The following is a 26,197-nucleotide window of genomic DNA, read 5'->3' as shown; positions in this document are numbered from 1 at the left end:
TTTTCTTCAAGCTTCCCGCTTAAGCCTGCGAAGCAGGCGTTCTTCCAGCTCCCGAGCGAAGCGCCGCACTTCCAGCTTACGGCTTATCACCAGCGCTAGGCCTCGGGGGAAACACCGGCCTTCTTCAGCGTCTTGGTCCAGCGCTGGCGGGCGTACTTGCGCAGGTTGGCGACGTTATCGGTCTCGTCGACGATGTCTTGGCCCAGGATCGCCTCGATGACATCCTCCAGCGTCATCAGCCCCACCCAGGTACCCAGGTCGTCGTACACCACGCAGAGATGCTGGCGATCGCGCACCATCATGGCAAAGACATGCTCCACGCTGTCGTCCACCAGGACCGTCTGGACCGGATGCATCAACGTCTTGAGCTCCGTGCCCTCCTCGGCGTGGTAGGTATCGGCCTTGTGCACGTAGCCCAGCGCCTGCTCGCCCCCGTCCATCACCGGGAAACGCGTGAAGGGCGTCGTACCGAACGCCTCGTCGAATTCGCCGACGGTGATCTGGGGCTTGACGGTCACCGACACGGTGCGAGGCGTCATGACATCCTTCACCGGAATGTCATGCAGGTTGATGATGTTGGTGATGACCCTGACCTCGTCGGCATCCAGGGCCTCTTCCTCCAGCCCGATCTGCGCCAGGGCCTTGATCTCGCCGCGCATGTCCGTGTCCTGGCCATGCTTGCCAATGCGACGAGTAATGGCTTCCGACAGCCAGATCAGCGGCTTCATCGACCAGATCATCGCCCTCAGCACCACCACCATGCTGGGCGCCAGCTGCCGCCAGTAGGTCGCCCCGATGGTCTTGGGAATGATCTCGGAGACAAACAGGATCAGCAGCGTCATCACCGCCGAGGCAATCCCCAGCCAGGCCTCGCCGAAGACCACGGTGACCTGGGCACCGACGCCGGTGGCGCCCACCGTGTGGGCGATGGTGTTGAGGGTCAGGATGGCCGCCAGGGGCCGGTCGATGTCCTGCTTGAGGCGGGCCAAGCGGGCATGGAGTTCGGGCCGCGTCTCGCGCAGCTGTGCCACGTAGCTGGGCGTCATGGACAACAGCGAGGCCTCGAGCAGCGAACAGAGGAAGGACACGCCGATGGAGAGGATGGCAAACGCGGCCAGTAGGATCATGGAGCCTCGAAGGGTTACTCAGGGAAGCCGCCGGGCGGCTTCCGAATCATCCATCATGAGATAAGCCGCGACAACCATCCTTCTCACTCTTCTTCGTCGTCCTGCTCGTCCTCGAGGCGCAGGAAGGTCTGGCGGTAGTGCGCCAGTTCGGCGATCGATTCCTTGATGTCATCCATGGCCAGGTGGACGTTGCGCTTGCTGAAGCCGACCAGAGCGCCGGGATTCCAGCGCTTGGCCAGCTCCTTGAGGGTCGAGACGTCGAGGTTACGGTAATGGAAGAAGGCCAGCAGCTCGGGCATCTCGCGCTCGAGAAAGCGGCGATCCTGGTGGATGCTGTTGCCGCACATCGGCGAGCTGCCCGGCGCCACGTGCTCGTTCAAAAACGCCAGCGTCTCGCGCTCGGCCTTGGCGGTGTCGACGGTGCTGGCCTTCACCCGTGCGACCAGACCAGAAGCGCCGTGAGTCTTCTGGTTCCAGTCGTCCATCGCCTCGAGCAGGGTGTCGGGCTGATGCACGGCGATCACCGGCCCCTCGGCGACCACGTTGAGATCGGCATCGGTGACCAGGGTCGCCACCTCGATGATGCGTTCGCGGTTCGGATCGAGCCCGGTCATTTCCAGGTCGATCCATACCAGGCGCTGGGTACGGGGGTCTTGAGAGTCCTGGGCGTCTTGGTTTGCGGCCATGGGAGGATCCTTGGTCGAGCGGCCGGCGACAGCCGGCCCCGTTGATGAGTACAATGCGGCCATTGTACCGACCTTCGGGCCACCATGAACAAGCGCAAGTTGAGCCGCCAGCAGCGCTGGCGCGTCGAAAAGATCCAGGCCGAACGCGCCAAGCGTGCCGAGAAGCGCGGCGAGCAGGATGCCGAGAAGCTGGCCGCCGGCGAGTACGGCCCCGAACAACCCGGGCGAGTGATCGCTCACTTCGGCCGCACCCTGGACGTGCGCCCCGAGGGCGACTCGACTCCGGTGCGCTGCCACCTGCGTGCCAATCTGGAAGGCCTGGTCACCGGCGACCGCGTGATCTGGCGCGCCGGCCAGGACGGCAGCGGCGTGGTGGTGGCCCGCGGCGAGCGGGGAAGCGTGCTCGAACGCCCCGACGCCCGGGGCCAGCTCAAGCCGGTGGCCGCCAACATCGACCAGATCCTGATCGTCTTCGCCGTGGAGCCCGAGCCCCACGCCAACCTCATCGACCGCTACCTGGTGGCGGCCGAGGCCACCGGCATCGCCCCGGTACTGGTGCTCAACAAGGTCGACCTGCTGCCCGAGAACGGCGGCGAGCTTCGCGCGCTGCTGGATCGCTACGCGGCGCTGGACTACCCGGTGGTGACCACCAGCACCGCCCGCGACGGCGGGCTGGACGCGCTCCACCAGCGTCTGGCCGACCGCACCTCGGTGTTCGTCGGCCAGAGCGGCGTGGGTAAGTCCTCACTCATCGACCGCCTGCTGCCTGACGAGGACCTGCGCATCGGCGCGCTGTCGGAAGACTCCCGCAAGGGCCGCCACACCACCACCACCGCCCGGCTCTACCGCTTTGCGCCGAGCGACCGGGGCGACGCCGAGGCCGGCGAGCTGATCGATTCCCCCGGCATCCGCGAGTTCGGCCTGATCCACCTGGACGAAGTCCAGGTCGCCGAGGGTTTCATCGAGTTTCGCGACCTGCTCGGACGCTGCCGCTTCCGCGACTGCCGTCACCGCCAGGAGCCGGGCTGCGCCCTGCTGGCCGCCGTCGAGAGCGGCGAGATCCACGCCGACCGTTTTGCCAGCTATCGGCGCATCGTCGACAGTCTCGACGAGACTTGAGATAAAGACGACATACCCGAGCCGGAACGATGCCGGCCGGCGCGCGTCAGCCCGGGAAGATCAAGGAGAGCCCCATGAGTTCAGAAGCCAACCTGCTGCCGCTGATCGTCGAGCCCGAACAGCTCGCCGAGCAGTTGGATGCCCCTTCGCTGCTGATCATCGACGTGCCGCTCAAGGCCGAGAGCCATGAGCAGGGCCACGTGCCCGGCGCGGTCCTGCTGGACCACAAGCGGCTGCTGCGCGGCACCGGCGAAGTGCCCAACGAGGTGCCGGACGAGGAAGCGCTGTCGGCGCTGTTCTCGTCGCTGGGGCTGACCCGCGACACCCATGTGGTGGCCTACGACGACGAGGGCGGCGGCTGGGCCGGCCGGCTGCTGTGGACCCTGGAACTGATCGGCCACACCCGCTACTCCTACCTCAACGGCGGCATCCACGCCTGGCGCGCCGCCGGACTACCGGAATCCACCGAATCGAGCGCGCCGACGCCCAGCGACTACCAGGCCGAGATGCTCCACCCCGAAGTGGCCATCGACCGCATCGAACTGGCCGAGCGCCTGGGCGAGAAGGGCTTCGCGATCTGGGACGCCCGCACCCGCGCCGAATACGACGGCGAGAAAGGCGACAACAAAAGGCTCGGCCACATCCCCGGCGCGGTGAACCTGGACTGGACCGATGCCATGGACAAGGAGCGCGACCTGCGCATCCGCGACTACGCCGAGCTGGTCACCGAACTCGAGGCGCTGGGCCTGACGCCGGACATGGAAGTGGTCACCCACTGCCAGACCCATCACCGCAGCGGCTTCACCTGGCTGGTGGGCAAGGCGCTGGGCTTCGAGAAGATGCGCGCCTACGCCGGCTCCTGGAAGGAATGGGGCAACCGCGACGACACGCCGGTCGAGAAATAAGCTGGAAGCTGGAAGCTGGAAGCTGGAAGCTGGAAGCTGGAAGCTGGAAGCTGGAAGGCAGCATGAACCCCGACATCATGAGGTAACGGTTTTTTCAAGCTTCCAGCTTCAGCCCGCGAAGCGGGCGTTCTTCCAACTCCGGGCGAAGCCCGGCTGGGTTTTCTTCCAGCTTCCAGGCGCGAAGCGCCGCTCTTCCGGCTTCAAGCTAGCCGGCCACATCACCTGCCCAGTCAATCTCACCGAACTCCAATTCACCGCATAACTGGAACGCCCCCTCGTGACCCCAGCCAAGCTGTTCGCCCTGCTCCAGTATCCCCTGCCCCACCACCTGCTCTCGCGGCTGATCGGCCGGCTGGCCGACTGCCGGGTGTCCTGGGTCAAGGACCTCGCCATTCGCGCCTTTATCCGCCAGTTCAAGGTCGACATGGGCGAGGCCCATGAGCCGGACCCGAGCGCCTATCCGAGCTTCAACGCGTTCTTCACCCGGCCGCTGAAGGACGGCGCCCGGCCCATCGGCGAAGGGCTGGTCTCGCCGGCCGACGGCACCCTGTCGCAGTTCGGATGCCTCGATCACGGCCGGCTGGTCCAGGCCAAGGGCCACGACTTCACCGCCGCCGACCTGCTGGGCGGCGACCTGGAGGCCGCCGGGCGCTACCGCGACGGCAGCTTCGCCACCGTCTATCTCTCACCCAGCGACTACCACCGCGTACACATGCCGGTGGGCGGCACGCTCCGGGAGATGGTCTACGTACCGGGCCGGCTGTTCTCGGTCAACGCCGCCACCACCCACCACGTGCCCAACCTCTTCGCCCGCAACGAGCGGCTGGTGTGCCACTTCGACACCGAGCACGGCCCCATGGCGCTGGTGCTGGTCGGCGCCATGATCGTCGCCGCCATCGAGACGGTGTGGGCGGGGCAGATCACGCCCCTGCCCCGCGGCGGCGTGCAGCGCATCCGCTTCGACACCCCGGTGCATCTCGAGAAAGGCGAGGAGATGGGCCGCTTCAAGCTCGGCTCCACCGTGGTGATGACCTTCGCCGAGCCGGTGAACTTCGACGGCCTGGACGAGGAGCAGACGGTCAGGATGGGCCAGCGGCTCGGCGAGTTCAGCTGAAACACACCGCCCGGCTCTCGGCTTCACCATCGAGCCAGCAACGACAGGGCCCACTCGAGTGAGTGGGCCCTGTCGTTACCGGCCGATCACGTTACGTCACGATCACCAGTGGCTCAGCTCGAGCGCTCCAGTTCGATCTCGACCGGCGAGCGCACGGCCTTCTTCGGCTTGCCGATGAGCTGAACGCCCATGGCGACGATGAAGATCGCCCCAAAGACCGGCGTCGGGATCTTGCCGAAGAAGTGCAGCGCCAGGGTGGCCAGGATGATTGGAACCGTCACCAGCACGATACGAGAATACTTCTTCGCTGCCTCCTCCATCTGGCGAAGATGACGGGACAGCGCCTCGCGCGACGCCCCCGCCATGAGATCATTCGCCCCGCACTTGGGGCACTCGGCCGTCTCGTGTCGCAGCAGGCGCAGCGCATGGCGATGCCGCAGGCCGACCCGTTCCTTGCATGCCGGGCAGACATAGGTGGCGACCTTGATACCCGAATCTTTCATGATGCGCTTTCCAGACGATGAATGATGGCCCCATTGTAACGGCCTTGCGGCGTCCATCGTGCAGATCGTAGCGTCAGCTCTCATCAAGCCGAGAGCAGCGTTGCCTCTACCTAGACCCGGCAATGGTGGAGGCACTGCCCGAGCCCTCGATGATGGTGGCACCGCAGGCGGTCTTGTCGCCGACGCGGGCCACCGGCTGCCCCTCGACGCGAGACTGGGGCGAGCCCGAGACGATCGGCGTGACGCCGTGGCCGCTACACGGGCAGCGGTGCAGGTCGCCCTGGCGTGCGATAGGTTTCATAGATTGGTTAACACATCGCCAACGTGCCATTTACCGTCCTGGGTGCGGTAGAAGGCGACGGGAAAGCTGGCGAAGTTTTCACTGCCTTCCGGCGGATGTTCCCACACGATCGGATTGGGTCGAATACGCACCAAGCGGTTATTAGCCATAAACTCCACCTTGTCCTCTTCAGGAGCGCCCTCCCAGTAGGGGGCTGGCAGCAGCTCCGCCCCATCCGGGCGAGTCTGGCTGAAGCGTGCTAGTCCTTGGCTGGAATTTTCGATAAAGCTTCGCCCATTTTCCTCAGTTGTGAGCATATAGGCCACTCGGTCCCAAACTGGCTTAACTTCTTGGAAAATAGTTTCAGTCTCACCGCGCTTGATCAGAGTATGGAAGCGACGATAAGCCTCACGCAGCTCGCGCCGCAGCTGCGGGCTGTCTTCCAGCTCGACGGCCTGCCCCTTCCAGTGTAGCGGTGGTACAGGATCATCCAGACGGAAGTCAATATCCAAACGGTAACCACTAAGAGTTTGCCCACCACTGAAGATGATGTTGCTATCGTACTCACTCAGCTGCCAGTCGCCGCTGCTTCTCATATGGGCTTGACTGAGCTGACGAGGCTCGCCGCCCGCGGTCTCGTCCAGCGACTCGAACCGGCCACTGTCCTCGTTATAACGCAGACGCAAAAGATGCAGGCGCTCGCTGGTATTCCCCTTCCAGTTATTGCGCCCGATGGCGATATCGATCTCGACGCCATCGTGTAACGAGTACTCATACTCCCCCGTCTCATCGTTCTGGCCAGTAATCGGTGAAAACAGGAGGGATAGCGTGTTGCGCCCCTCGCGGACCTCCATGCCAATGCTGGGCGAATAGTCGGCATAGGGCACATCGATATTATCGCGCACGAAGATATCATTGACCCGCAATGACCAGGCCGATCCCTGAGTGTGGACATGAGCGAAATATAGGTTTTCCGCATTATCCGCCATGGCAGGGGCTTGAAAGCCCTGCCAGAGCAGGGCGAAGCAGAGGCCATACAGCCATCGTGGCCAGATTGTCATGGGGCACCTCCCTGTGCCGTGGTGGGATTTAGCTCACGGCTCGACCATGGCCTGACTGGCGGCGGAAATGATCTCGCCGCCGTGGTCGGTCTTGCAGCCGAGGTACGCGGTGGGCTGGCCATCGGTGGTGGCACTGCCCGAGCCCTCGATGATGGTGGCGCCGCAGGCGGTCTTGTCGCCCACCCGAGCCACCGGCTGACCCTCGACGCGAGACTGGGGCGAGCCCGAGACAATCGGCGTGACGCCGTGGCCGCTGCATGGGCAGCGGTGCAGGTCGCCCTGGCGTGCGATGGGTTTCATCGGCAGATTTCCCACTGACCGTTGCGGCGGATGAAGTAAGGCCTCACCTTGCTTGAAACGCCCTTTTCGTGCACATGATTAAACCTGAGAGGGACCTGAACCCCCTCCGTTGTCAGCCAAGCTACTCGATTATCTGCCGCCAAATTCAGGGTTAATGGCTCTTTCGGAAAATCATTTAATTGATAGATATCAGGATTGTCGAAAAACATGTTGTAGCTGAAGCGGTGTCTCACATAGTCTTCCGGGGTACCCGAGGCCAGGGCGAGTTCCTTGGTTCTTGTCGACGCGGCCGCCAACAACGCATCGTTGTTGCCCTCGGCAAACAGCGAGTGAAGGCGGCGGTATTCGCGAGTGAGGCTATCGCGAGTTGCCTCGTTGTCACGCAGCATGTCACCCTCTTCCCAACACCAGGTGGGCATCGGCTGGCGGTTATCAAAGGATATATGTAACGTATCAAAGTCTTCTTTCCTGACAAATCGTATCTCACTTTCCCGTGGCTGCAAGGGAGCGACTAAGGCTCTCGAGACGATCTCGGGATCAGCACCTTCCACTCCAGGCCTCATCACGACTTCAAAGGCGGTACTGGCGTCGGTGTTGGGATTTTGTCCCGGCTCCCAGTACAATAGTGAAATTCGCACTTCGTGCTCGGAATCGTACTCATATGGAAAAGTATTTAAATCAATAAAATTCTTACCACTTTTGATATACTCACTAACCGGCTGACGACGATCAAAATTACTTGGAGTTCCGGCAAAATCGAGCATAATACCATGCATGTATAGAGATGATGGCAAGCCGTTAACACTCCACCGAACGCCAAACTGATACTCTTCACTCTGTGCCATTGCCTGTGCCCCCATACTGAGTATAAGCGATAAAATAAATGCAGTCAGCGATCTCATACGGCGCCGTAAACCTTCGTTATGTAAATGCATGAAACTCTCCTTCCCAGGATTCGGCCAAGCGGTAGGAGTGGGTGCTGCCATCTTCTTGCCAACGACTACCATCGGCGGTCTCAATTACTTGGGCGCTGCGACGCCTTGTATTACCACCACTAGCCGACTCGTCCTCACTAGACTCTACATCCGCTTTTTTATAGCCTTGCACGCGAAGCATAGCGCCGGCATGGGAAAGCTGGTAACCCCATTGCCCATCCTGAATAGTAATATCGATGCTGCCACTGGTAGCCACTTCCACGCTATACTTGAAGACGGTTTTTTCGGTAAAAAGGCTATCAAAATAGCCCATCATTCCGCCACCGACAACAGCACCCAACTTGATGCTGATCTGTCCTGCTTCATTCTCAAAGCATTTTTTCTTCACACTGTAATCGGCTCGTAGCATATGGCTTCCGAGCGTATCTTCCGTGGGCGATGGGCCAATACCCAGCCCCACTTCCATAAAAAACGAGGGAGTAAAACCATATTCTATTACCAACAAATCACGGCCCGATTCGGCATCTTCCAGAAAAGCAAGCAGGGACCGTCCGGCAGCACCCGCGGGGGTCGTCAAGGGCAGCGCCTCTAACACCCTCTTGAGGGCTTCATAGATATCCAGCCTGATGCCACATTCATAGGCGATGGAAAGTCCAGGTGTGATCTTCCAGATGGCCCCGGGGGTGCCTTCTTCTTCGGCCTGTTCGGTCGTGGCACCGAACATCAACTCTGGCCCGTGGCTATAGAAGCTGAACAGCTTACTGCCATCACTTTCTGTCGCACTGATATTTTGCGCGATACGCTGCGATGCATCGCTCAAGGTGCCGATGAATCGCCCAATCATGCTCTGCTGTTGCCGTTGGTTTCGCGCTTGATGAAGCGAGGGGCCGGTATCATAGGTTATGGTGTCACTGGGGCTTGTCCCCACTTTTAGCTCTTCATTGTGTGCACCACATACGACGGTAAGTCCCGCATGGATCCCCCAGCCCTCCCGCGCCGTGACCTGTCTGACCCGCGGCCCCATGTTCTGTTGGGCAGCCAGAGCGCGACCTTCGCGTTTTCCCACGGGGCGTGTATCCACGCTGGGCGGCGCCACCGTCACCAGACCATCGAATTTGAGTTGCGGCAACGTCACCGAGGTAAAGCAGAAATCATTGGTGCCATCATGACTGATACGGAAGCGCTGCTCGCTTATCATGGCGGTGCGATTCATGATGATACCCAGCAGCATGGTGGCTGCTTTAACGGCGAGCCCCGCTTCCGGTGGTATCACCCCCATGGGCGGAATGGTGATGGGCGAAACTGGCTCAGTCATCAGCGTAAAGTCAACGGTCGTGGTCGTTCCTGGGCTGAGCACAGTGCCGTCGATTTCGTCGGTCCAGTACACTCGGTGCTCTCCGTGTGAGCAGTTGTCGAGCGTAATCGCTACCTGGCCCTCGTCCTTGAGCTGCGTTCCCTCCAGAAAATCCTCTAACGTCCCCTCACCTGTCACAAACTGATGCGCCACGAAAAAGATCTGGCAGTCTGTATCCTCAAGCTCATTTCCTCCTTGCAGAGTGACACGGTGGTTATCTCCACCATGACACACAAACTCGACTTTCTTAATGCAAGGCGTCAGTGATGCGCACACGACACAGCCGCCACCGAACTCGCTATCGTGCGTGGGAGCGTCGGGTTCCGGTGTGGTCGTGATCGGACTTTCCGTGAGCGGCTGGCCGCCGTGGTTCAGGTAATCCTCGTATTGGGCACGTACCGTATTCTCCTGCACGACCTGACCCACCGCGTTGTCACCCTGCTGCAGTGCCGATCGAAGGGAGCGCAGGGTCTGCACCGGGCTGGAAAAATGCTCCGGCTGTTGCTCCACCAATACCGCCATGTCTTCAAGGCTCGGCTGATAGCTCATGAGCGTTCCTCGTCCGTGATGGGCCGATAGTTATCCAGGCTTGCCGCGTCATCTTCGGCATTCATCAGCGCATGCCGGACTCGGCCACGGGGCAACCAGGCCGCCAACAGCTCACGCTTTCGCCAGCCGGCGGTGCGCGGGTTGTCGAGTATCTGGCCGGCCTCCGGATGGCGCTGCGGGAAGTCCGGTCCCACTTCCATCACGCACCTGGCCAGCGTCTCGATCTGCCGGGTGGAGGACAGTCGATAGCGCTGTCCCAGTTGAACCGCCTCCTTGGCAACGCGCCGCCGCCTGTCCTCAGAGGATTGGGGATAAGGCTCGGCAAGCGACCGGGCCAACGCCTGTCGTGATCGAGCCTGGGCCAGCTCACCGAAGCGCCGGTACTCCTTGTCGCCAATTACGAACTGGCGACCCGGGGCGTTGCCGACAGGCGTGTCTGCATTGGCCGTGACGCGCAACAACCGCCCCTGCACCTCGTCGGCGCCGGCATCCAGGCCAATCGCCGGCATCGGCTCCAGATCGGCCGGCAAGGTCATCGAAGGCGAAAGGCTCATCACCAGGCTGTCCATGGGCGCCATCAGGGCGGTCAGCTTCCACCACGCCAACGCCTGGCTCATGTCCAGCGCCACCCGCGGATCGTAGAAGCGGAAGTAGACCGGCGCCTGGTCGTTGGCCGGGGTCCAGAGCATGGTGAACTTGCGCAGGTGGGTACGCAGCTGCTTCAGGGTGGCCGTGGACTGCAGCAGGATGCCCCAGTGCTGGTCCTGGGGCAGGCCCTTGAGCCAGCTGACCAGTTCGCTGTCGGGCTCCAGGCGCACCAGCCAGGGGGCCATGGCGCGGGTGTCGGCGTCCGTCGAGGCGTAGAGGCAGGCGCTTTGCACATCGGTCTCGGCGAGCCGTGCCATGACCTCGCGGCAGTTCACGCCATCGATGACGGCCCACAGCGGGGGCTGAGTGGCGCCGAACAGATCGTCCCAGCCGATCTCGGCGTAGGTCGGCGCCGGGGGCGGTGCTGCCTCCTGCGGCGCTGGCGCCGCCTCCGGCTCGAGCAGGATCGGCAGCATCTCGCCGAAGGCCACGGGTGAGGCGGTGGACGTGCGGTCGGCGAGGTCCACCAAGGGCTGTGACATGCCCTGCTCGCGGAAGCGCTGCAGCAGGGTCTGCACGTGTTCGAACGTCAGCAGGTCGAGCCCGGCTTCCTCGAGCCGCTGTGCCACCAGTGCCTGCCCGGTCGCGGCGTCGCTTGCCGTCACCACGGCGACCAGCACGGCCTCGTCGACCGCCGCCGACCATTGGCGGGCTTCGGGATAGCGGGCCTTCACATGGCAGCGACCGACCCACAGATCACGCTCTGCCATGAGTCATTCCTCTTCGACCGGGCAGTGTGAGAGAAATGGCGGGCGCTTGAAAGCCCTGCCAGAGCAGGGCGAGACAGAGGCCATACAGCCATCGTGGCCAGATTTTCATGGGAGGCACCTCCCTGTGCCGTGGTGGGATTTAGCTCATGGCTCGACCATGGCCTGACTGGCGGCGGAAATGATCTCGCCGCCGTGGTCGGTCTTGCAGCCGAGGTACGCGGTGGGCTGGCCATCGGTGGTGGCACTGCCCGAGCCCTCGATGATGGTGGCACCGCAAGCGGTCTTGTCGCCAACCCGGGCCACCGGCTGGCCCTCGACGCGAGACTGAGGCGAGCCAGAGACGATCGGCGTGACCCCGTGGCCGCTGCACGGGCAGCGGTGCAGGTCGCCCTGGCGTGCGATAGGTTTCATAGGTTGTTGACCACTTCACCGACATGCCATTTACCGTCCTCGGTGCGGTAGAAGGCGACCGGAAAGGCGATGAAGCTCCCGCTGCCTTCCGGCGGCTCTTCCCACACAATCGGATTGGGCCGAATCCGCACCAGGCGGTTATTAGCCATAAACTCCAACTGATCGTTCTCGGGGCCTCCTTCCCAGTAAGGGGCCGGTAATAGATGAGAACCATCCGAAGGGGTCGCACTAAACTCATCGTTCAGCCCTCTTTCAGAATTTTCTCTCCAAGCTCGAGCGGAGGGTTCTGTGGTCAACATATAGGCCGTCCGTTCCCAAACTGGCTTGAGCTCCTGGAAGATGGCTTCGCCATCGCCGCGCTCGATCATCCCGTAGATGCGGCGGTAGGCCTCGCGCAGCTCGCGACGCAGCTGCGGGGTGTCTTCCAGCTCGACGGCCCGGCCCTGCCAGTCGGGAGCGGGAATCGCATCGTCCAGACGGAAATGGATATCCAGGCGATAGCCATCGAGGGTCCAGCCACCACCGAAGATGATGTTGCGGTATTCACCGAGCCGCCAGTCGCCGCTGCTTCTCATATGCGGTTGACTGAGCTGACGGGGCTCGCCGCCCGCGGTCTCGTCCAGCGACTCGAATCGGCCCTTTTCCTCGCTATAGCGCAGCCGCAGCAGATGCAGGCGCTCATTTTTATTCTCGGTCCATTTGTTACGCCCGATGGCGATATCGATCTCGACGCCATCGTGTAACGCATACTCATATTCCCCCGTCTCATCATTCTGGCCGGTCACCGGTGAAAACAGAAGGGAAAGCGTGTTACGCCCCTCGCGGAGCTGAAGGCCAATATTGGGCGAATAGTCGGCATAGGGCACATCGATATTATCGCGCACGAAGATATCGTTGACCCGCAATGACCAGGCCGCACCACGTGTATGCACATAAGCGTGGTAAAGCATTTTGAAATTGGTACGCTCTTCTGCCATTGCCCTTTCCTGCCAGATCATGGTGATAAATAACAGGCCGACCAGGCCCTTCAGTAGGTTTCCCATGTACCCTCTTTCTTTTTCCATATCGTTACCTCCTCCTCGTCGGGATCGTCTTCCGTATCGGACTCGGAGGCGCTTTCGTCACGATCATCTTGTATCTCCTCGGATTTCTTTGTGGAGGCCTCAATATCTTCATCGACCCGCTCGAAGAGATCCTCCCACTGCTGCTCATCACTGGCTTCGCCTCCCATATTGGGACCGGTCTGATTGGCGTTGCCCTCTTTGCTTCTAACACTAACTTCTGCGTGAGCTTTGTAGGCCACCACGACGCCCTCGAAGTCCCGGCGCCGCTGACGCTCGCCATCCTGCAGGCGCACCTTCCAGGCCCAGGACGTATGCAGGCTGCCGCTGACGCCGGCCTTGGCGGTAATCACCCAGACCTTGGCTTCTATCTCGATGGCGATTTCTGCCTTGCCCGAGATCTTGAGCTCGCCTTCGAACTCCTGCTCGAGCCCCTCAATGGCGACGTCAGGGTCGCCATGGGCGGGCAGGCGAAGCGAGACGCCGCTGGCTATGCCATGCGTCAGGGTGCCCTCCGCGCCCAGTTCCAGATAAGCTTCCAAGGTGGCCTTGACATGCCGCCCCGATGCCATTTTTTCCCGGGCTTCCTGAATGGCGGCGGCGCCTATCTGGGTGGTGAAGGCCGTCGCCAGGGCATCGATAAAGTCAAGCCGGCCCGTCACCCCGAGCTTGAAGGTCGAGGTCAGGCCACCGATCTCGAGCGGCAGGTCGGGGCTGCTCTCGACCGGCGTCAATTCGACGGCTTCGGGCGCGAAGGTCAGAGACTGGCTCAACACGATGCGGCTGGCGTACTGGGTTCTATCCCGACTGGGCTGTTCCCGCGTATTGCCCTTCCCCAAGTAGAACTCGAGGGTCTCGATGACGTCGGCCATGGTGCCAATCAGCCCCGGGGCGCGGCTGCCGCCATCGCCATCGAGCGCCTGGCCGGTATTGGCCGTATGCCGCGCCGTCTGTTCCGACTTCAACTGATAGGGGCCAAACTGGCCTTCGAACGTTCCCTTGGCTTCAGCGTTGGCGCTCACACCCGCCGTGCTGAAAACGAGCCGCAGGGCCAGTTTCAGCTCGCCGCTCAGTTTGGCATAGGGCAGTGCAACGACCCGCAAGGTCTGCCCCATGGCATCGTCGGTGACGCACTGGTTGGGCGTGAAATGTGCGCCATCGCGCCCTTGCAACGTGGACTTGAAAGCCAGAATCGCATCCATGGCGAAGACGGCCTGGAGCACGTTCTCGGGCACGTAATTTCTCAGCGCCATGCTCATGTTGAGAAACTGCGGGTAGCCCAGCGCTACCTCGCTCGGCGTGGTATCCAGCCGCTGCTGTCCCTCGGTCAGGCCGCTGGTGATCAGAGAGGGACGATCGGTATGCCCGACCTGGCAGGTCGGCTGGTCCCACTCGGCCTTCACCTTGGCCGACAGGTGGCGCCCCTCGACCTCCTTGGCCACCACCAGTAGCGTCGTCGCCTTGCGGCACTCCCCATCCACCTCGATATCGGCGAGCGGCCAGGTGATCTTGCGGGTGTCGTCCGTGCTGTCGGTCACACTGCCAGACACGAGACAGCAGGGCTCGTTGGGCCTGCACTCCACGCAAGCCGCGGCGAAGTCCGGATCGAAGATCTCGCCGTCTCCGGGGGCCGGCGGAAGCGGGCTTTCGGTGAGCGGCTGGCCGCCGTTACCACCCAGCGCGACCCAGCGATCCGCCCAGGCACGCATGACCGGGGCCTCCAGACCGCTGGCGGCATTATCCTGGCGGCGTTGCAGCGCCTTGTGAATTTCGCTCTCCAATTGGCGGCGGGCGGACGCCGAAAAGCGTTCTCCGTCGCTTTCCAGAATGTACAAGAGATCATCTGCTGTGGGGCTGTAACTCATGCTGGCCTCCCTGGCTCATGATGCGTCGATGGCCAGGCCTCGAGCTCGTTGTCGGATATTGGCTGACGCGCCAGAAAGTCTCGCTGCAATCGGCCTCGCGGGCGCCAGGCCTCAAGGTGATTGCGGCGTTGCCAGGCCAGGGAGGAGCCATCAGTGAGCAACCGCCCTGCCTCCGGATAATCCCGTGGAAAGTCGTCGCCGAACTCCATCAGGCACTTGGTCAGGGTCGTCACCTGCTTCTTCGAGGTCATCCCATGCCGCTGGCCCAGCCGCTGGGCCGCATCGACGGCCGCCAGCACCTCATCGGGAGAGGTTTCGGTGAACTCTTCCAGGACATTGCGTGCCAGGCCACGCTGAGCCCTGACGCGCTGCAGGCGACTGAAGTCATCGAATTCCGGCCGAGTGATGGCAAATCGACGCGACGGTGCGGCATCAGCCCCCTGGCGATGCGGCAGGGCGATCTGAATCAGGCGGCCCTGACAGATATCCCGTTCGCTGGCAAAGGTCACACCGGGCACCAGTGACAGGTCGTCCGGCCATGTCATCGACGGGGATATCGGTAGCGTCAACGTGTCGATCAACGCCAGCCACTGGGCACTTTTCCACTCCGGCAGCACCTGGGGAAGTTCCAGCGCCACCCGCGGATCGTAGAAGCGAAAGTAGACCGGCGCCTGGTCGTTGGCCGGGGTCCAGAGCATGGTGAACTTGCGCAGGTGGGTACGCAGCTGCTTCAGGGTGGCCGTGGACTGCAGCAGGATGCCCCAGTGCTGGTCCTGGGGCAGGCCCTTGAGCCAGCTGACCAGTTCGCTGTCGGGCTCCAGGCGCACCAGCCAGGGGGCCATGGCGCGGGTGTCGGCATCCGTCGAGGCGTAGAGGCAGGCGCTTTGCACATCGGTCTCGGCGAGCCGTGCCATGACCTCGCGGCAGTTCACGCCATCGATGACGGCCCACAGCGGGGGCTGAGTGGCGCCAAACAGATCGTCCCAGCCGATCTCGGTGTAGGTCGGCGCCGGGGGCGGTGCTGCCTCCTGCGGCGCTGGCGCCGCAGGAGGCTCGAGCAGGATCGGCAGCATCTCGCCGAAGGCCACGGGTGAGGCGGTGGACGTGCGGTCGGCGAGGTCCACCAGGGGCTGTGACATGCCCTGCTCGCGGAAGCGCTGCAGCAGGGTCTGCACGTGTTCGAACGTCAGCAGGTCGAGCCCGGCTTCCTCGAGCCGCTGCGCCACCAGTGCCTGCCCGGTCGCGGCGTCGCTTGCCGTCACCACGGCGACCAGCACGGCCTCGTCGACCGCCGCCGACCATTGGCGGGCTTCGGGATAGCGGGCCTTCACATGGCAGCGACCGACCCACAGATCACGCTCTGCCATGAGTCATTCCTCTTCGGCCGGGCAGTGTGACACGAACGGCGCGCCTTCGCCGGCGGCGGCTTCCAGCACCGCCGGGATGGCGGGCGTGGCGGCGGCCCCGGGAGACGCCGAGCCGACGTTCAGCGCCGGTGTGACGTCGACGCTGCCGTTGGCGACCACCAGCGCCGTGCCTCCGGAGACCAGGGTGATCTTGCTGGCATCGAGCACGATCTCGCCGTCGGCCTTGAGGGTAAGATCACCGCCGATCCGTGCCTGGCTGTCGCCGCCGACCGTCTGGCCGTGGTTGCCTTCCACCTTCTCGGTCAGGTCGGAGACGACGGTCACATCCCGCTTGCCCTCGATGGTCTCGACGCGGTCCTTGGCCACGGCCAGATAGGAGTTGTTGCCGATGGACGCACTGTCATCGAATTCCACTCGCTTCTGGCGCGAGTTGTTGACCTGGAGCTCGAGATTTCGCTGGGCGTGCAGGTAAATGAACTCGGCGTCCGACTTGTCCTCGAAGCAAAGCTCGTTGAATCCGTCCCCCTGATGGGTCTGCGTCTTGAAGGTGGTACGCGTCTTGTGCTCGGGCAGCGGGTACGGCGGCGTGTTGACCGCGTGGTAGGTGCGTCCGGTGATCAGCGGCTGGTCGGGGTCGCCCTCCAGGAAGGAGACGATCACCTCGTGGCCGATCCGGGGGATGGCCTGGAAGCCGTAGCCGCCGCCGGCCCAGCCCTGGCTGACGCGCAGCCAGGCGCTGCTGGTCTCGTCCCCTGGCGCGTAGCGGTCCCAGGGGAACTGCACCTTGACCCGGCCGTGCGCGTCGCAGTAGATCTCCTCGCCTTCGGGGCCCACCACGAAGGCCACCTGGGGGCCGTCGACCCGCGGCCTGGGCTCGGGTTCCGGGCGCCAGGTGGCGTCGTCCGGGGTCAGCGTCAGGCTGTTGTGGTAGCGGGTCATGCCGGCCCCATCGCCCTGGACGACGCTGTCTTCCTCCAGCGCCTGGGGCTGCTCGCCCTTATGGACCACCTTGACGACCTGCCAGCCGCGGTTGAACTCGCCGACGTCGTGGTCGGCCAGGCTGAAGCGCGTGCCAGGGGCCAGCTCCGGCAGGTCGCTTTCGCCGCCCAGCGTCAGGGCGTCGTGGCGCAGGTGCTCGAGGCGGTGGCGGGTGAAGGCCTGGCCCGAGGCATCGGCCTTGTAGCGCCCCGGATAGTCGTAGTGCTCGTAGTCTTCCCGCTGGCTGTGCTGCTCCAGTCCGTCGCCCTGGCGCTCGTGCAGTTGCGCATAGGCCGGGCGCTTGAACGAATAGTCCTTGAGCTGGGCGCGGGCCGGGCGCACCCGGGCGGTCTGTGTCAGCCGCCGCAGGTGGCGCTGGGGCGGCGTGCCGCCGGCGCGATGGTGGTAGGTGCGCTCGCCGAGCCCGGTGAGCACCTGAGGGTCGTCGGCGAACACCAGCCGATGGGCGCCGAGGTCGGAATCCTCGAATTCATGGAAGTAGAACAGCCCCTCCTCGGCGGCCAGGCGTTCGATGAAGGCCAGGTCGGTTTCACGATACTGCACGCAGTACTCGCGTTCGGCGGGCTCGCGGGTCACCGCGAAGGCCACGTCGGTCAGGCCGCGCTCGTCGCACAGCGTGTTGAGGATGGTCAGCGGCGAGACGCGCTGAAAGATCCGCGAGTTCTGGCGCAGCGAGAGGCGCCACAGCGACGGGCGGATGACCACATCGTAAAAGCTGCGACGATGGCCGCGGTCGCCGCGGCCGAACTCGGCGACGATGCCGTGGACCCGGCGCTGGGCCACGCCGTGCTGCCACACGGTCAGGCTCGCCGGCCGGTCGAGCAGCGCCTCCGGCGAGAGGTCGCCGGCGCGGCTGGCGAAGCGCACCCGCAGGTGGAAGGGCGAAGAGAGCGCCTCATCGAAGGTGAAGTCGATCACCGAAAGCGCCGCCTCGCCGGCCCCGGCGAGGCTCAGGGTGAACTGCAGTCCGCTACGGTCGGCCATGTCAGTTGCCCTCCCCGCTGGCGCTGCCGATCACCACGCCGCCGCCGTTCACGGCATGGCCGGTGAGCACCATCGGCTTGCCGTCGACCATCGTCGTCGGGCTGCCGGCCATCACCGGCGTGGGGGGAATGCCCTCGTGATCGGTGCCGAGATCCCCCAGCCATACGAACTTGCGTCCCATGCGTCGTCCTCCTGCCGATGCGGGCGCCGTTCAGGCGCCGCGCGTGCGTTGGCGTTGATCGTTCCACTGTACGGGCGCCTCGAAGCTGGCCACGCCACCGGCGTCCACGTGCATGCGCCGGAAGCCGGCCGCTTCCAGGCTGGCCGGCGCCGCCCCCGCCAGCGGCAGCCGGGTCTTGAGCGGCGTGCCCTGCAGCTCGCGGCGGGCGGCCAGCAGCAGCCGGGCGCCGTGGCCACGGCCCTGCCACTCCGGGGCGATGAAGAAGAAGCGCAGCTGCCAAGCGGCCTCGTCGTCGCGCCGGCACACCAGCAGCATGCCGAGCACCGGCCCCTCGCCGTGGCGCAGCGCCAGCAGCCGGCCCTGCCAGTGCGCCACCTCGCCGGCCTCGCGCTGCAGCCAGAGGCCGCGGTGCACCACGAACTCCAGCGAACGGCGCAGGGTCTCCAGGCGCGCCTCGTCGCGCAGCACCCAGGGAGAGAGCCCCTCCCCCTCGGCGCGCCGGGCGGCCTCGAGCAGCAGCGCGATGTCTTCCTCGCCGGCGGCCACCAGTGCCGGCGGCACGTCCTCCGGCACCGATTCACCGCTGTCTCCCTTGGCGGGCTCGGCCGATGCCGCGCCCAGCCAGCGCTTAAGCGTCGCCAGCATCGTCCTGCCCTCCTTCGGCGTAGAGGGCCGTGGGCAGGCGGAAGCCCGCCACCAGCGACCGGGTGAAGGGATTGCGCGGCCCGTCGGCGACCAGCCGATAGCGCATGCTGCCGCCGTCGACCTCGAAGCTGAGCTCCAGCTCACTCTCGCCGGCACCGGTGAGCTGGGCCTCGTCGAGCAGACGGAACCAGGCCCAGGGGCCGTCGCGGCGCAGGGTGCGCGGCGAGCGGTTGACCTCGCTCGGCACCAGGGTGACCCGGCTCTCGTTGGTGTCGCGCAGGCCGTTAGGCCAGATCATCGGCACCCGGCGGCTGGCGCCGTGGGCGTAGTCGATCAACTGGCCGTCGACGCTGATCACCCCGCGGCGCTTGTCGGCGCTGAGGCTCAGCGGCTCCAGGCTGAAGGGCACGTCGAGCACGCCGTCGCGGCTGAGGTAGGCCTCGCGGATGCGCTCGGCGCGCTGCACGGCGTCGAGCACGCCCTGGCGCAGCAGCGAGTCGCCCTCGGCGTTGCGCAGGGCCTCCGGCGCACCCTCGATGAACGGCTTGAGGTTGCGCTGGTAGAAGGCGTCCAGGGTGCCGTCCGGGGCGAAGAAGGCCTCGAAGTCGGCCAGCGCCACCTCGCGGGAGGCCTGGGGCGCCAGCGGATAGCGGCCGGCCAGGCGCTGCTGGAAGGGCACTACCACCTCATCCATCCACTGGCTTTCCAGATGGCGAATCGCACTGCCGATCAGCAGCTGCCAGCTCTGGTCGGCCAGGCTCTCGAGCATGCCCCCCACCGGTGCCGGGGTATCCTCGGCGATGCGCTGGAGCCTGGCGATGGGGTCCTCGCCCTGCAGGGAGAGGCGGTCGCGGGCCAGCAGGAAGGCCCGCTGGCCGCGGTCGCTGGCCTCGTCGACCTGGCGCAGGTAATCGCGCAGGTCACCGATGGCGGCCTTGATCTCGTCGAGGTTGGAGGGATTGTCGCCGCGTGCCTCGCCGAGCTCGTTGAGCGCGGCGAAGTGGCGCTCGATCTCGCTGGCCAGCCGATAGCGCGGCGACTGCTGCAGGGCCTGGCGGGCGGCCTCGTCGTCGGCCGGCAGCTCCGGGTAGAGCCGGGTCTGCTCGGCCACCTCGCCAAGCAGCCGGTCCAGCGGGCGGCTGGCGCCGAGCAGGCCGTCGGCCACTACCACCGCCTGATGCAGATCGGGCAGCGGCACCAGGCGAATGTCGGCCAGGGCCTCGCGCCAGGTGACGTGATAGTCGCTGATGTAGCGCTCGCGCAGGGCATCCTGCAGGCGGCGACGATCGGCGTCGCTGAAGTCGATGTCGTCGCGCTGGCCGAGCACCCAGGTATCGATCAGCGCCAGCTCGGTGGCCTGATCCAGCTGGTCGAGGAAGTAGCCCTCGAAGCCGTTGCGGGTCAGCAGCGCCGGGATGCGCACCCGCTCGGCCTCGTCGTTGCGGGCCATGAACACCAGGCTGAAGGACGAGCCGACGCTCGAGCGCAGGTCCAGCTGGGCGGCGCTGCGCCGCGCCATGCCGGCCTTGAGCGAGGCGTAGACGCGCTCGGCCATGGGCTGGCGGGCGAGCTCCCGCTGGGCGGCGTCGATGCTGCCCTCGAGCGGCGCCATGGCCTGGCGGGCGCCGGCCTGCCCGGCCGCGGCGTGGCCCGACAGGTCGGTGTAGGCCAGGGCGTAGTCGAGATGACCGAGCAGCCGACGCTGGACGTCGCCGCGGCCCGGGAAGGCCTCCTGCCAGCGATCCTCCATGAAGTCGTGGACGCGCTGGGGCTGACGACCGCTGGGGTCGGCCATCATGCGCAGGATGCGCAGCAGCGCCAGCTTCCGGTTGCTGCCCTCCGGCGCGCGGTTCATCTCATCCATGATGCCGATCATCAGCGCCGGCAGGAACTGCTGCTCGAGCAGGCGCAGGTAGGCGTTGTCGACCTCGACGCCCAGCTCGTGGCCCTGGTAGAGCCCCATGTCGGCCAGCAGCCAGGGCCGCGAGCGATAGTCGCCGAACTCCTGGGTGGCGCCGAGCAGGCGGTCCAGCGGCTCGAGCAGCGCGTAGCCGGTGGGATCGTCGCTCTGCCAGTTGCCCGGGCGCACGGCGAGGAAGGCCTCGGCCTTGTCCTCCACCGCGGCCAGGGCCTGGGTGTTCTTCTCGTAGAAGTGATACCAGCCGCCGACCAGGGCCGCGCCGACGAACAGGCAGGCCAGGGCGCTGGCGCGATGTATCCGGTGCCGGCGGCGCGCCGCCCGGGCGTTGTCGCCGGCCAGCCCCGATTCCGGATAGATGATGCGCTCGAACAGTTCCTCGGTGAAATAGAGCGCCGAGCGGGTAGCCCGGTGGGCCGGCTGTACGCCGTCGGTCATGCCGTAGCGGCGCGCCGCGGCGTCGACGAAGGGATCCTCCGGCACGCCCTGCTGGTAGACCGAGGTGAAGTAGGCGCCGCGGACCAGCGCTGCGGTGGAGAAGCGGTCGCTGGACAGCGCCTCGCCGAGGAAGCCCAGCAGCACGTCGCGCAGCCCGGCGAGCTGGCGCACGAAGCGGAACACCGCCTCGCGTTCGTCTCGGTCGCGGCACTCGGCGAGCAGGCTCGGCAGCGTCTGGTTGAGCCGTTCCAGCATGCCGTCATAGGCCTCGGCGAACTCCTCCTCCCATCGCCCGGGGCGTTCGAGGGACGCAGCGGAGAAGGTGAAGCCGAGCGGCGCCCGCCGGGCGGCTCGCGAGTAGTGGCGGAAGAAGTCGTCGAAGCCGTGCAGCAGGTCCATCTTGCTGAAGGTGACGTAGACCGGCAGCCGGCTGCCGTGGCGTTCCATCAGCTCGCGCAGCCGGGCGCGCAGCAGCGAGGCGTAGGCCTTGCGCACCGCCACCTCGGCGTCGCTGAGCCGCGCCAGATCGAGCACCAGTACCACGCCGTCCAGTGGCCGGCGCGCGCGGTGGCGCTCCAGCCAGTCGACGAAGTGATCCCACAGCCGGCTCTCCAGCTCCGCCGGTTCGCCGCCCTGCAGGGCGCCCTGGGTCAGCAGCTCGCCGTCGGGATCGATCAGCACCGCCTTGTCGCCGATCCACCAGTCGAAGCCCAGCCGGCCGCGCTTGCCCTGGCCGGAGGCCTTCATCACGTGGGTCAGGGCAAAGTTCTGCCCCGAGCGGTTGACCAGGCTGGTCTTGCCGGCGTTCTCGACGCCCATCACCAGGTACCAGGGCAGCTTGTAGCGGGCGTTGGCGCCGCCACCGAGGCTGTCGGTGAGCTCATGCAGGGTGGCGTCGAGGCTTTCCTCCTGGCGCTCGAGCTGGGCGATCACCGGGTCCTGCAGGCGCTGCTCGTCGTGGAGGCGTTCCTCGTCGATGGCACGCAGCCGCCGCGCCAGGCGAATGCCCCATACCACCGCCACCACGCCGGCCAGCGCCAGGCTGGCCAGCAGGCGGTTGACCCAGGGCCCCAGCGGGCGGCCGCCGAAGGCCTGCCACTGCGGCCCCAGCCACCAGATCGCCACCAGCAAGGCGATCGCCGCCAGCCCCCACAGCCAGGCGCCAAGGCGCTTCAGGCCCTTGGCCTTGTTGGCGTGTCCGCGTGCCTGGTTGAGCTGGCTTTCCGCCCGGGACATGCCCGGCACCCAGCGGCTCAGCCCGGCCTTCACTTGTTTCCACATGAGCCTTGCTCCCTCGTCCCTGTCGATTCCGTCGGATCGCCGTGTGTCATGCCTCGAGCGCCGCCGCGAGGCGAGCCGGCAGCGCCGGCTCCCAGCCTTCCAGCGCGAGATTCGCCACGGCATCCTGCAATGCTTGATAGTGCTGCCGGGCCAGCGCGGCGAGACCGGCCTCGTGCAGCAGGTCGGCGCTGGCCAGGCGCCAGTAGACACCCTCGCGGGGCGACGCCGCCGCCGCCAGCCCCTGGTCGAGCACCGCCAGCGCCGGCGCCAGCCCCTCCTCGGCGAGCCGTTCCCGGGCCGTGTCCAGGCCGGCCTGCCAGGGATCGCCGCCGCCCATGGGCGCCGCCGGCGCCCCGGGGCCGGCCACGTCCGCCAGCCAGCCCTGGGTGGCGCCATCGAGGAAGGCGGTGCCGTCGCTGAAGGTCAGCGCCTCGATGCCCGGCATCCGCTCGACGAAGCGCGCGGCCTCGTCGCGGATCGCCTCGGCGCAGCGCGGATGCTCGAGCCGGCGGGCCACCTCGGCGCTCAGCCGATGGCCCTCGAGCCAGTAGGGGGCGAGCGCCAGGCTGTTCTCGATGCGCCGCCAGTCCTCCGCCGTCGGCCGGCCCGCAGCGGCCTCGCGATATTCCGCGACCCGGTCGGCGGACACCGGTGCCAGCTCGGTGCGCTGGCCGTCGCGGGTCATCGGCAGGCCCTGGATGGCATGCCAGACCGCATGGCGCCGCAGCCGGTAGCCGAGCGCCTCGCCGGGCGACTGTTCGTTGAGAAAGTCGGCCATCTTGAGCAGCGCCTGGCGATTGCCCCGCTCGTTGCCGGACTCGAGCCGCGCCTCCGGCGCCCGGGGCGCGGCGGGCTCTGCCTCGCCGGCGGATGGCCCGGTGGTCGTACCGCCGGCGCTGGCGGTGGCGGTTGCCTCGGAGCGGGTCGACGGCGCCGGTGCCGAGGCCGAGGGCGAGGGCGCAGACTTCTCGAACAGCCGCGCCAGCTCCGCCAGCGGCTCGTCCGGCAGTTCATGGCCTGCGGCCCGGTCGCGCAGCCGCGCCAGCGCCTCGCGGCAGGCCTGGTGCTCCTCGGCGGCGCCCAGGAAGTCCAGCGCGCCGGCCAGGCTCAGCGCCCGCTGGGCGAACTGCTGGAACAGCTTGGGGCGCGCCCGCTTGCCGCGCGGCCCGGCGAAGGGATAGGCGTCCTCCCACCAGGCGTCCAGCGCGCCGGCCAGCAGCGACAGCGACAGTGCGAAGCGCGCCGGGTCGGCGTCGTGCTGCAGGCAGTGCAGCAAGTGGCCGAGTACCTTGAGATCCTTGCCGGTCTCGGCGAGCAGCCGCGCGGCGCGGGTCTCGGCGCCGCTCCAGTCGACCTCGCCGTGCTGCAGCGAGCCGACCTTCATCATCTGCTCGTCGAGCCAGTCGTAGTCCTCGTGGTCGGCGACCGGGACGCCGACGCCCTCGGCGAGGGGCGCGAGCAGCGGCTCGAGCTGGGGGGGCTGGGTGATACGCATGATCCTCCTCGCTACCAGCGACACATGGTGCGCAGCGGCTCGATCGCCGCGCGCCAGCCGTCGAGATCGAAGCGCAGCCCATCGATGGCGGGCAGCTCGCTGCCAAGTTCCAGACTCTCGCCGCCCAGCAGGCGCTTCAGGGTGCCGATGGCCGGCAGTCCCCGCCCGCCGCTGACCACGTGGCCGTCGTCGAGCGCCCGCCAGGTCTGGTCGAGGGTCACGCCGTCGCCGCGCAGCCTGAGCGGCGCCCGCGTGGCCTCGATGGGCTCGTGCAGATGGAGCTGGAAGCGGGTGATGGCGTCGTCGCAGCTGATCACCAGCAACGGACGCGGCGGCAGCGTGCCCAGCGCCGGGGCGCTCATCAGCACCCGGTCGGGGCTCTCGCGCACCAGCACGCCGACATCGTCGGGGCCGCGCTCGGTCTCCTGGTCGGCGACCGCCTGCCACAGCGTCGAACGCGTGGCCGATGCGTCGGCCGACACGGGGCGATCGCGAAACAGGCCGTCGTAGCACTCGAGCCGTCCCAGCCGAGAGGGCTGCTCGGCGCAGGCCTCGGCCGCCTGCAGGCGGCTGTCCTGGTCTTGGGCCAGAGCCGGAGCCGGCGACAGCCCGGCGGCCAGCAGCAGGGCCAGGCCGGCCAGTCGGCGCCGCGGGGCGCGCGAACCGGAGAAAAGGTCTGTGGTGTTCATGGGCTATCCAGTTGCAGCTGTCGGCACTTGTGGGCCAGGGTCCGCTTGGGCAGGCCCAGGCTCTCGGCGGCCAGGGTGCGATTGCCGTCGAAGCGGGCCAGGCGCTGGCGGATCAGCGTCGCCTCGTAGTCGCGCAGCGCCCGGCGCAGGTCGAAGATCTCCTCGTGACCGGCGCCGGGCGCCTCATCGTTGTCGCCGAACGGCGCCGTCCCGGCGACGGGCAGCGCCTCGGGCGCGATGTCCTCGCCGTCGCGGGTCATGGCGCAGGCGTAGTCGACGAGGTTCCTGAGCTCGCGCACATTGCCGGGAAAGTCACGCTCGGCGAGCGCGCGCAGCGTGGCGCGGCCGAGGCCGATGTCCTCGCGGCCTTCACGCCGGCAGAAGTCATCGACGAAGGACTGGGCCAGCGCGGGGATGTCCTCGCGCCGCTCGCGCAGCGCGGGCAGCGTGAGCGGGAACTGGCCGAGCCGGTAATAGAGATCGGCCCGGAAGTCGCCTTCGCGGATGCGCCGGTGCAGCGGCTGATGGGTGGCCGCCACCAGGCGCAGGTCGACCCGACGCTCGTGGTCGCCGCCCAGCGGGCGATAGCAGCCCGACTCCAGCACGCGCAGCAGCTTGGCCTGCAGCGCCAGCGGCATGTCGCCGATCTCGTCGAGAAACAGGGTGCCGCCGTCGGCCTCGCCGAACAGCCCCTCGCGGCTGCGTTCGGCGCCGGAGAAGGCGCCCTTCACGTGGCCGAACAGCTCGGCCTCGAGCAGGCTTTCGGGAATCGCCGCGCAGTTGATCGCCATGAAGGGGGCCTCGTGGCGCGCCGAGACCTCGTGGATGCCCCGCGCCACCAGCTCCTTGCCAGTGCCGGTCTCGCCCTGCAGCAGCACCGCCAGATGGGTCTCGGCGGCACGCACCAGCTGGTCGCGCAGCGCACGGATGGCCGGCGACTCGCCGAGAATGCGCTGGGCGAGGCGTTCGCCGAGCGTGCGCCGGCGCGCGCCGTCGTTGAGCTCGGCCAGGGAGTCGCGCAGCCGCGCCTGGTCGCGGCGCTCGTCGTGCTGGCGAGCCAGCCAGGCCCACAGGCGACACAGCAGCGACTCGAAGGCCAGGAAGTCGTCGCACTCGCTCAGCGCCTCGACGCGCTCGGCGGGGCCTGCGAAGGCCAGCGCGCCGAGCCACTCGCGCTTGCCGTCCTGGGCCCGCAGCGGGCGCACCGCCAGGCGCCAGGCCGCGGGCAGCCCGGCGATGGCCGCCTGGAACGCCTCGTGATCCAGCCGGATGCGGGCCTCGCCGAGGCCCAGCACGAGCGGCTTCCCGCCGCGGATGGCATGGGCATAGGGGTGACGAAAATCGTCGCAGGCAAGCCAAGCGTCGTCGCCGTCCTCGCCCAGCCAGCGGCCGCTGGCATCCAGGAACAGGCAGCGTGCCCAGGCCACGCCCAGCCGCTCGCGCAGCAGCGCGAGGCCGCGCTGGCGCAGTTCGGCAGGCGAGTGGCCCTCGACCAGCCGCAGCGCCTCGGCCATGCCGGCCAGCGCCGGGGCCTCGCCGTGGGCCACGTCGAGCACGCCGTCGACGCTCACT

Annotated in this window: 23 protein-coding genes; 3 read left to right on the top strand and 20 right to left on the bottom strand. The window is 66.4% G+C overall.

What is annotated here, in order from left to right; genetic code table 11:
• Positions 1–95: 95 nt before the first annotated feature.
• Both ACGTN6_RS01500 and orn read right to left on the bottom strand, forming a co-directional pair.
• Positions 96–1,127, bottom strand: a complete 1,032-nt coding sequence (locus tag ACGTN6_RS01500) for a CNNM domain-containing protein (protein WP_394589457.1) — start codon at positions 1,125–1,127, stop codon at positions 96–98.
• Positions 1,128–1,210: 83 nt separating this feature from the next.
• Entirely contained in the window at positions 1,211–1,813 is a 603-nt protein-coding gene (gene orn, locus ACGTN6_RS01495; protein WP_394589456.1) for an oligoribonuclease, read from the bottom strand.
• Positions 1,814–1,897: 84 nt separating this feature from the next.
• On the opposite strand from orn, the gene rsgA reads away from it, so the two are divergent.
• The 3 genes from rsgA to asd all read left to right on the top strand — a co-directional run bounded on the left by rsgA (position 1,898) and on the right by asd (position 4,951).
• Positions 1,898–2,932, top strand: a complete 1,035-nt coding sequence (gene rsgA / locus ACGTN6_RS01490; protein WP_394589455.1) for a small ribosomal subunit biogenesis GTPase RsgA — start codon at positions 1,898–1,900, stop codon at positions 2,930–2,932.
• A 74-nt stretch (positions 2,933–3,006) separates the two neighbouring features.
• A complete protein-coding gene (locus ACGTN6_RS01485) occupies positions 3,007–3,837 on the top strand; it encodes a sulfurtransferase (protein ID WP_394589454.1) in 831 nt (276 codons plus the stop codon).
• 277 nt (positions 3,838–4,114) lie between these two features.
• Positions 4,115–4,951, top strand: coding sequence for an archaetidylserine decarboxylase (gene asd, locus ACGTN6_RS01480; protein ID WP_394589453.1), 837 nt, complete (start codon positions 4,115–4,117; stop codon positions 4,949–4,951).
• 113 nt (positions 4,952–5,064) lie between these two features.
• Here the strand turns inward: asd and ACGTN6_RS01475 are convergent, their stop codons facing one another.
• The 18 genes from ACGTN6_RS01475 to ACGTN6_RS01390 all read right to left on the bottom strand — a co-directional run bounded on the left by ACGTN6_RS01475 (position 5,065) and on the right by ACGTN6_RS01390 (position 26,196).
• The gene (locus ACGTN6_RS01475; RefSeq protein ID WP_394589452.1) at positions 5,065–5,454 is read right to left on the bottom strand and encodes a hypothetical protein; all 390 of its coding nucleotides are present in this window, start codon (positions 5,452–5,454) and stop codon (positions 5,065–5,067) included.
• A 106-nt stretch (positions 5,455–5,560) separates the two neighbouring features.
• Complete coding sequence (locus tag ACGTN6_RS01470; RefSeq protein WP_394589451.1) at positions 5,561–5,755, bottom strand: PAAR domain-containing protein; 195 nt, start codon at positions 5,753–5,755, stop codon at positions 5,561–5,563.
• Complete coding sequence (locus ACGTN6_RS01465) at positions 5,752–6,795, bottom strand: hypothetical protein (RefSeq protein ID WP_394589450.1); 1,044 nt, start codon at positions 6,793–6,795, stop codon at positions 5,752–5,754. The genes ACGTN6_RS01470 and ACGTN6_RS01465 overlap by 4 nt, the downstream gene beginning before the upstream one ends.
• A gap of 33 nt (positions 6,796–6,828) precedes the next feature.
• Positions 6,829–7,095 (bottom strand): PAAR domain-containing protein, encoded by a 267-nt coding sequence (locus tag ACGTN6_RS01460; protein ID WP_183388953.1) that lies wholly within the window; start codon positions 7,093–7,095, stop codon positions 6,829–6,831.
• Positions 7,092–8,030 carry a hypothetical protein gene (locus ACGTN6_RS01455; RefSeq protein ID WP_246393009.1) on the bottom strand — a complete coding sequence of 313 codons (939 nt, stop codon included), beginning with the start codon at positions 8,028–8,030 and terminating at the stop codon, positions 7,092–7,094. The genes ACGTN6_RS01460 and ACGTN6_RS01455 overlap by 4 nt, the downstream gene beginning before the upstream one ends.
• Positions 8,017–9,933 carry a hypothetical protein gene (locus tag ACGTN6_RS01450; RefSeq protein WP_394589449.1) on the bottom strand — a complete coding sequence of 639 codons (1,917 nt, stop codon included), beginning with the start codon at positions 9,931–9,933 and terminating at the stop codon, positions 8,017–8,019. Before ACGTN6_RS01450 ends, ACGTN6_RS01455 begins: the two co-directional genes overlap by 14 nt.
• Positions 9,930–11,291 (bottom strand): DUF4123 domain-containing protein, encoded by a 1,362-nt coding sequence (locus tag ACGTN6_RS01445; protein WP_394589448.1) that lies wholly within the window; start codon positions 11,289–11,291, stop codon positions 9,930–9,932. The genes ACGTN6_RS01450 and ACGTN6_RS01445 overlap by 4 nt, the downstream gene beginning before the upstream one ends.
• 144 nt (positions 11,292–11,435) lie before the next feature.
• Positions 11,436–11,702 carry a PAAR domain-containing protein gene (locus ACGTN6_RS01440; protein ID WP_183388953.1) on the bottom strand — a complete coding sequence of 89 codons (267 nt, stop codon included), beginning with the start codon at positions 11,700–11,702 and terminating at the stop codon, positions 11,436–11,438.
• Entirely contained in the window at positions 11,699–12,745 is a 1,047-nt protein-coding gene (locus ACGTN6_RS01435; protein ID WP_394589447.1) for a hypothetical protein, read from the bottom strand. The genes ACGTN6_RS01440 and ACGTN6_RS01435 overlap by 4 nt, the downstream gene beginning before the upstream one ends.
• Positions 12,730–14,628 (bottom strand): hypothetical protein, encoded by a 1,899-nt coding sequence (locus tag ACGTN6_RS01430; protein ID WP_394589446.1) that lies wholly within the window; start codon positions 14,626–14,628, stop codon positions 12,730–12,732. Before ACGTN6_RS01430 ends, ACGTN6_RS01435 begins: the two co-directional genes overlap by 16 nt.
• The gene (locus tag ACGTN6_RS01425; RefSeq protein ID WP_394589445.1) at positions 14,625–15,995 is read right to left on the bottom strand and encodes a DUF4123 domain-containing protein; all 1,371 of its coding nucleotides are present in this window, start codon (positions 15,993–15,995) and stop codon (positions 14,625–14,627) included. Before ACGTN6_RS01425 ends, ACGTN6_RS01430 begins: the two co-directional genes overlap by 4 nt.
• A gap of 3 nt (positions 15,996–15,998) precedes the next feature.
• Complete coding sequence (locus ACGTN6_RS01420) at positions 15,999–17,978, bottom strand: type VI secretion system Vgr family protein (protein ID WP_394589444.1); 1,980 nt, start codon at positions 17,976–17,978, stop codon at positions 15,999–16,001.
• 1 nt (position 17,979) lies between these two features.
• Positions 17,980–18,159 carry a hypothetical protein gene (locus tag ACGTN6_RS01415; RefSeq protein WP_394589443.1) on the bottom strand — a complete coding sequence of 60 codons (180 nt, stop codon included), beginning with the start codon at positions 18,157–18,159 and terminating at the stop codon, positions 17,980–17,982.
• Between the two features lie 30 nt (positions 18,160–18,189).
• Positions 18,190–18,804 (bottom strand): GNAT family N-acetyltransferase, encoded by a 615-nt coding sequence (locus ACGTN6_RS01410; RefSeq protein WP_394589442.1) that lies wholly within the window; start codon positions 18,802–18,804, stop codon positions 18,190–18,192.
• A complete protein-coding gene (tssM, locus tag ACGTN6_RS01405; protein ID WP_394589441.1) occupies positions 18,788–22,441 on the bottom strand; it encodes a type VI secretion system membrane subunit TssM in 3,654 nt (1,217 codons plus the stop codon). Before tssM ends, ACGTN6_RS01410 begins: the two co-directional genes overlap by 17 nt.
• Positions 22,442–22,487: 46 nt before the next feature.
• Positions 22,488–23,936 (bottom strand): type VI secretion system protein TssA, encoded by a 1,449-nt coding sequence (gene tssA / locus ACGTN6_RS01400; RefSeq protein WP_394589440.1) that lies wholly within the window; start codon positions 23,934–23,936, stop codon positions 22,488–22,490.
• Positions 23,937–23,947: 11 nt separating this feature from the next.
• Complete coding sequence (gene vasI, locus ACGTN6_RS01395) at positions 23,948–24,625, bottom strand: type VI secretion system-associated protein VasI (RefSeq protein WP_183388945.1); 678 nt, start codon at positions 24,623–24,625, stop codon at positions 23,948–23,950.
• Positions 24,622–26,196 (bottom strand): sigma-54 interaction domain-containing protein, encoded by a 1,575-nt coding sequence (locus tag ACGTN6_RS01390; protein ID WP_394589439.1) that lies wholly within the window; start codon positions 26,194–26,196, stop codon positions 24,622–24,624. Before ACGTN6_RS01390 ends, vasI begins: the two co-directional genes overlap by 4 nt.
• Position 26,197: the final 1 nt, after the last annotated feature.

The organism is Halomonas sp. B23F22_20, assembly GCF_043496985.1.
GTDB lineage: Bacteria > Pseudomonadota > Gammaproteobacteria > Pseudomonadales > Halomonadaceae > Halomonas.
Note: the sequence above shows the minus strand (reverse complement) of the source record. Positions and strands in the feature narration are given on the sequence as shown.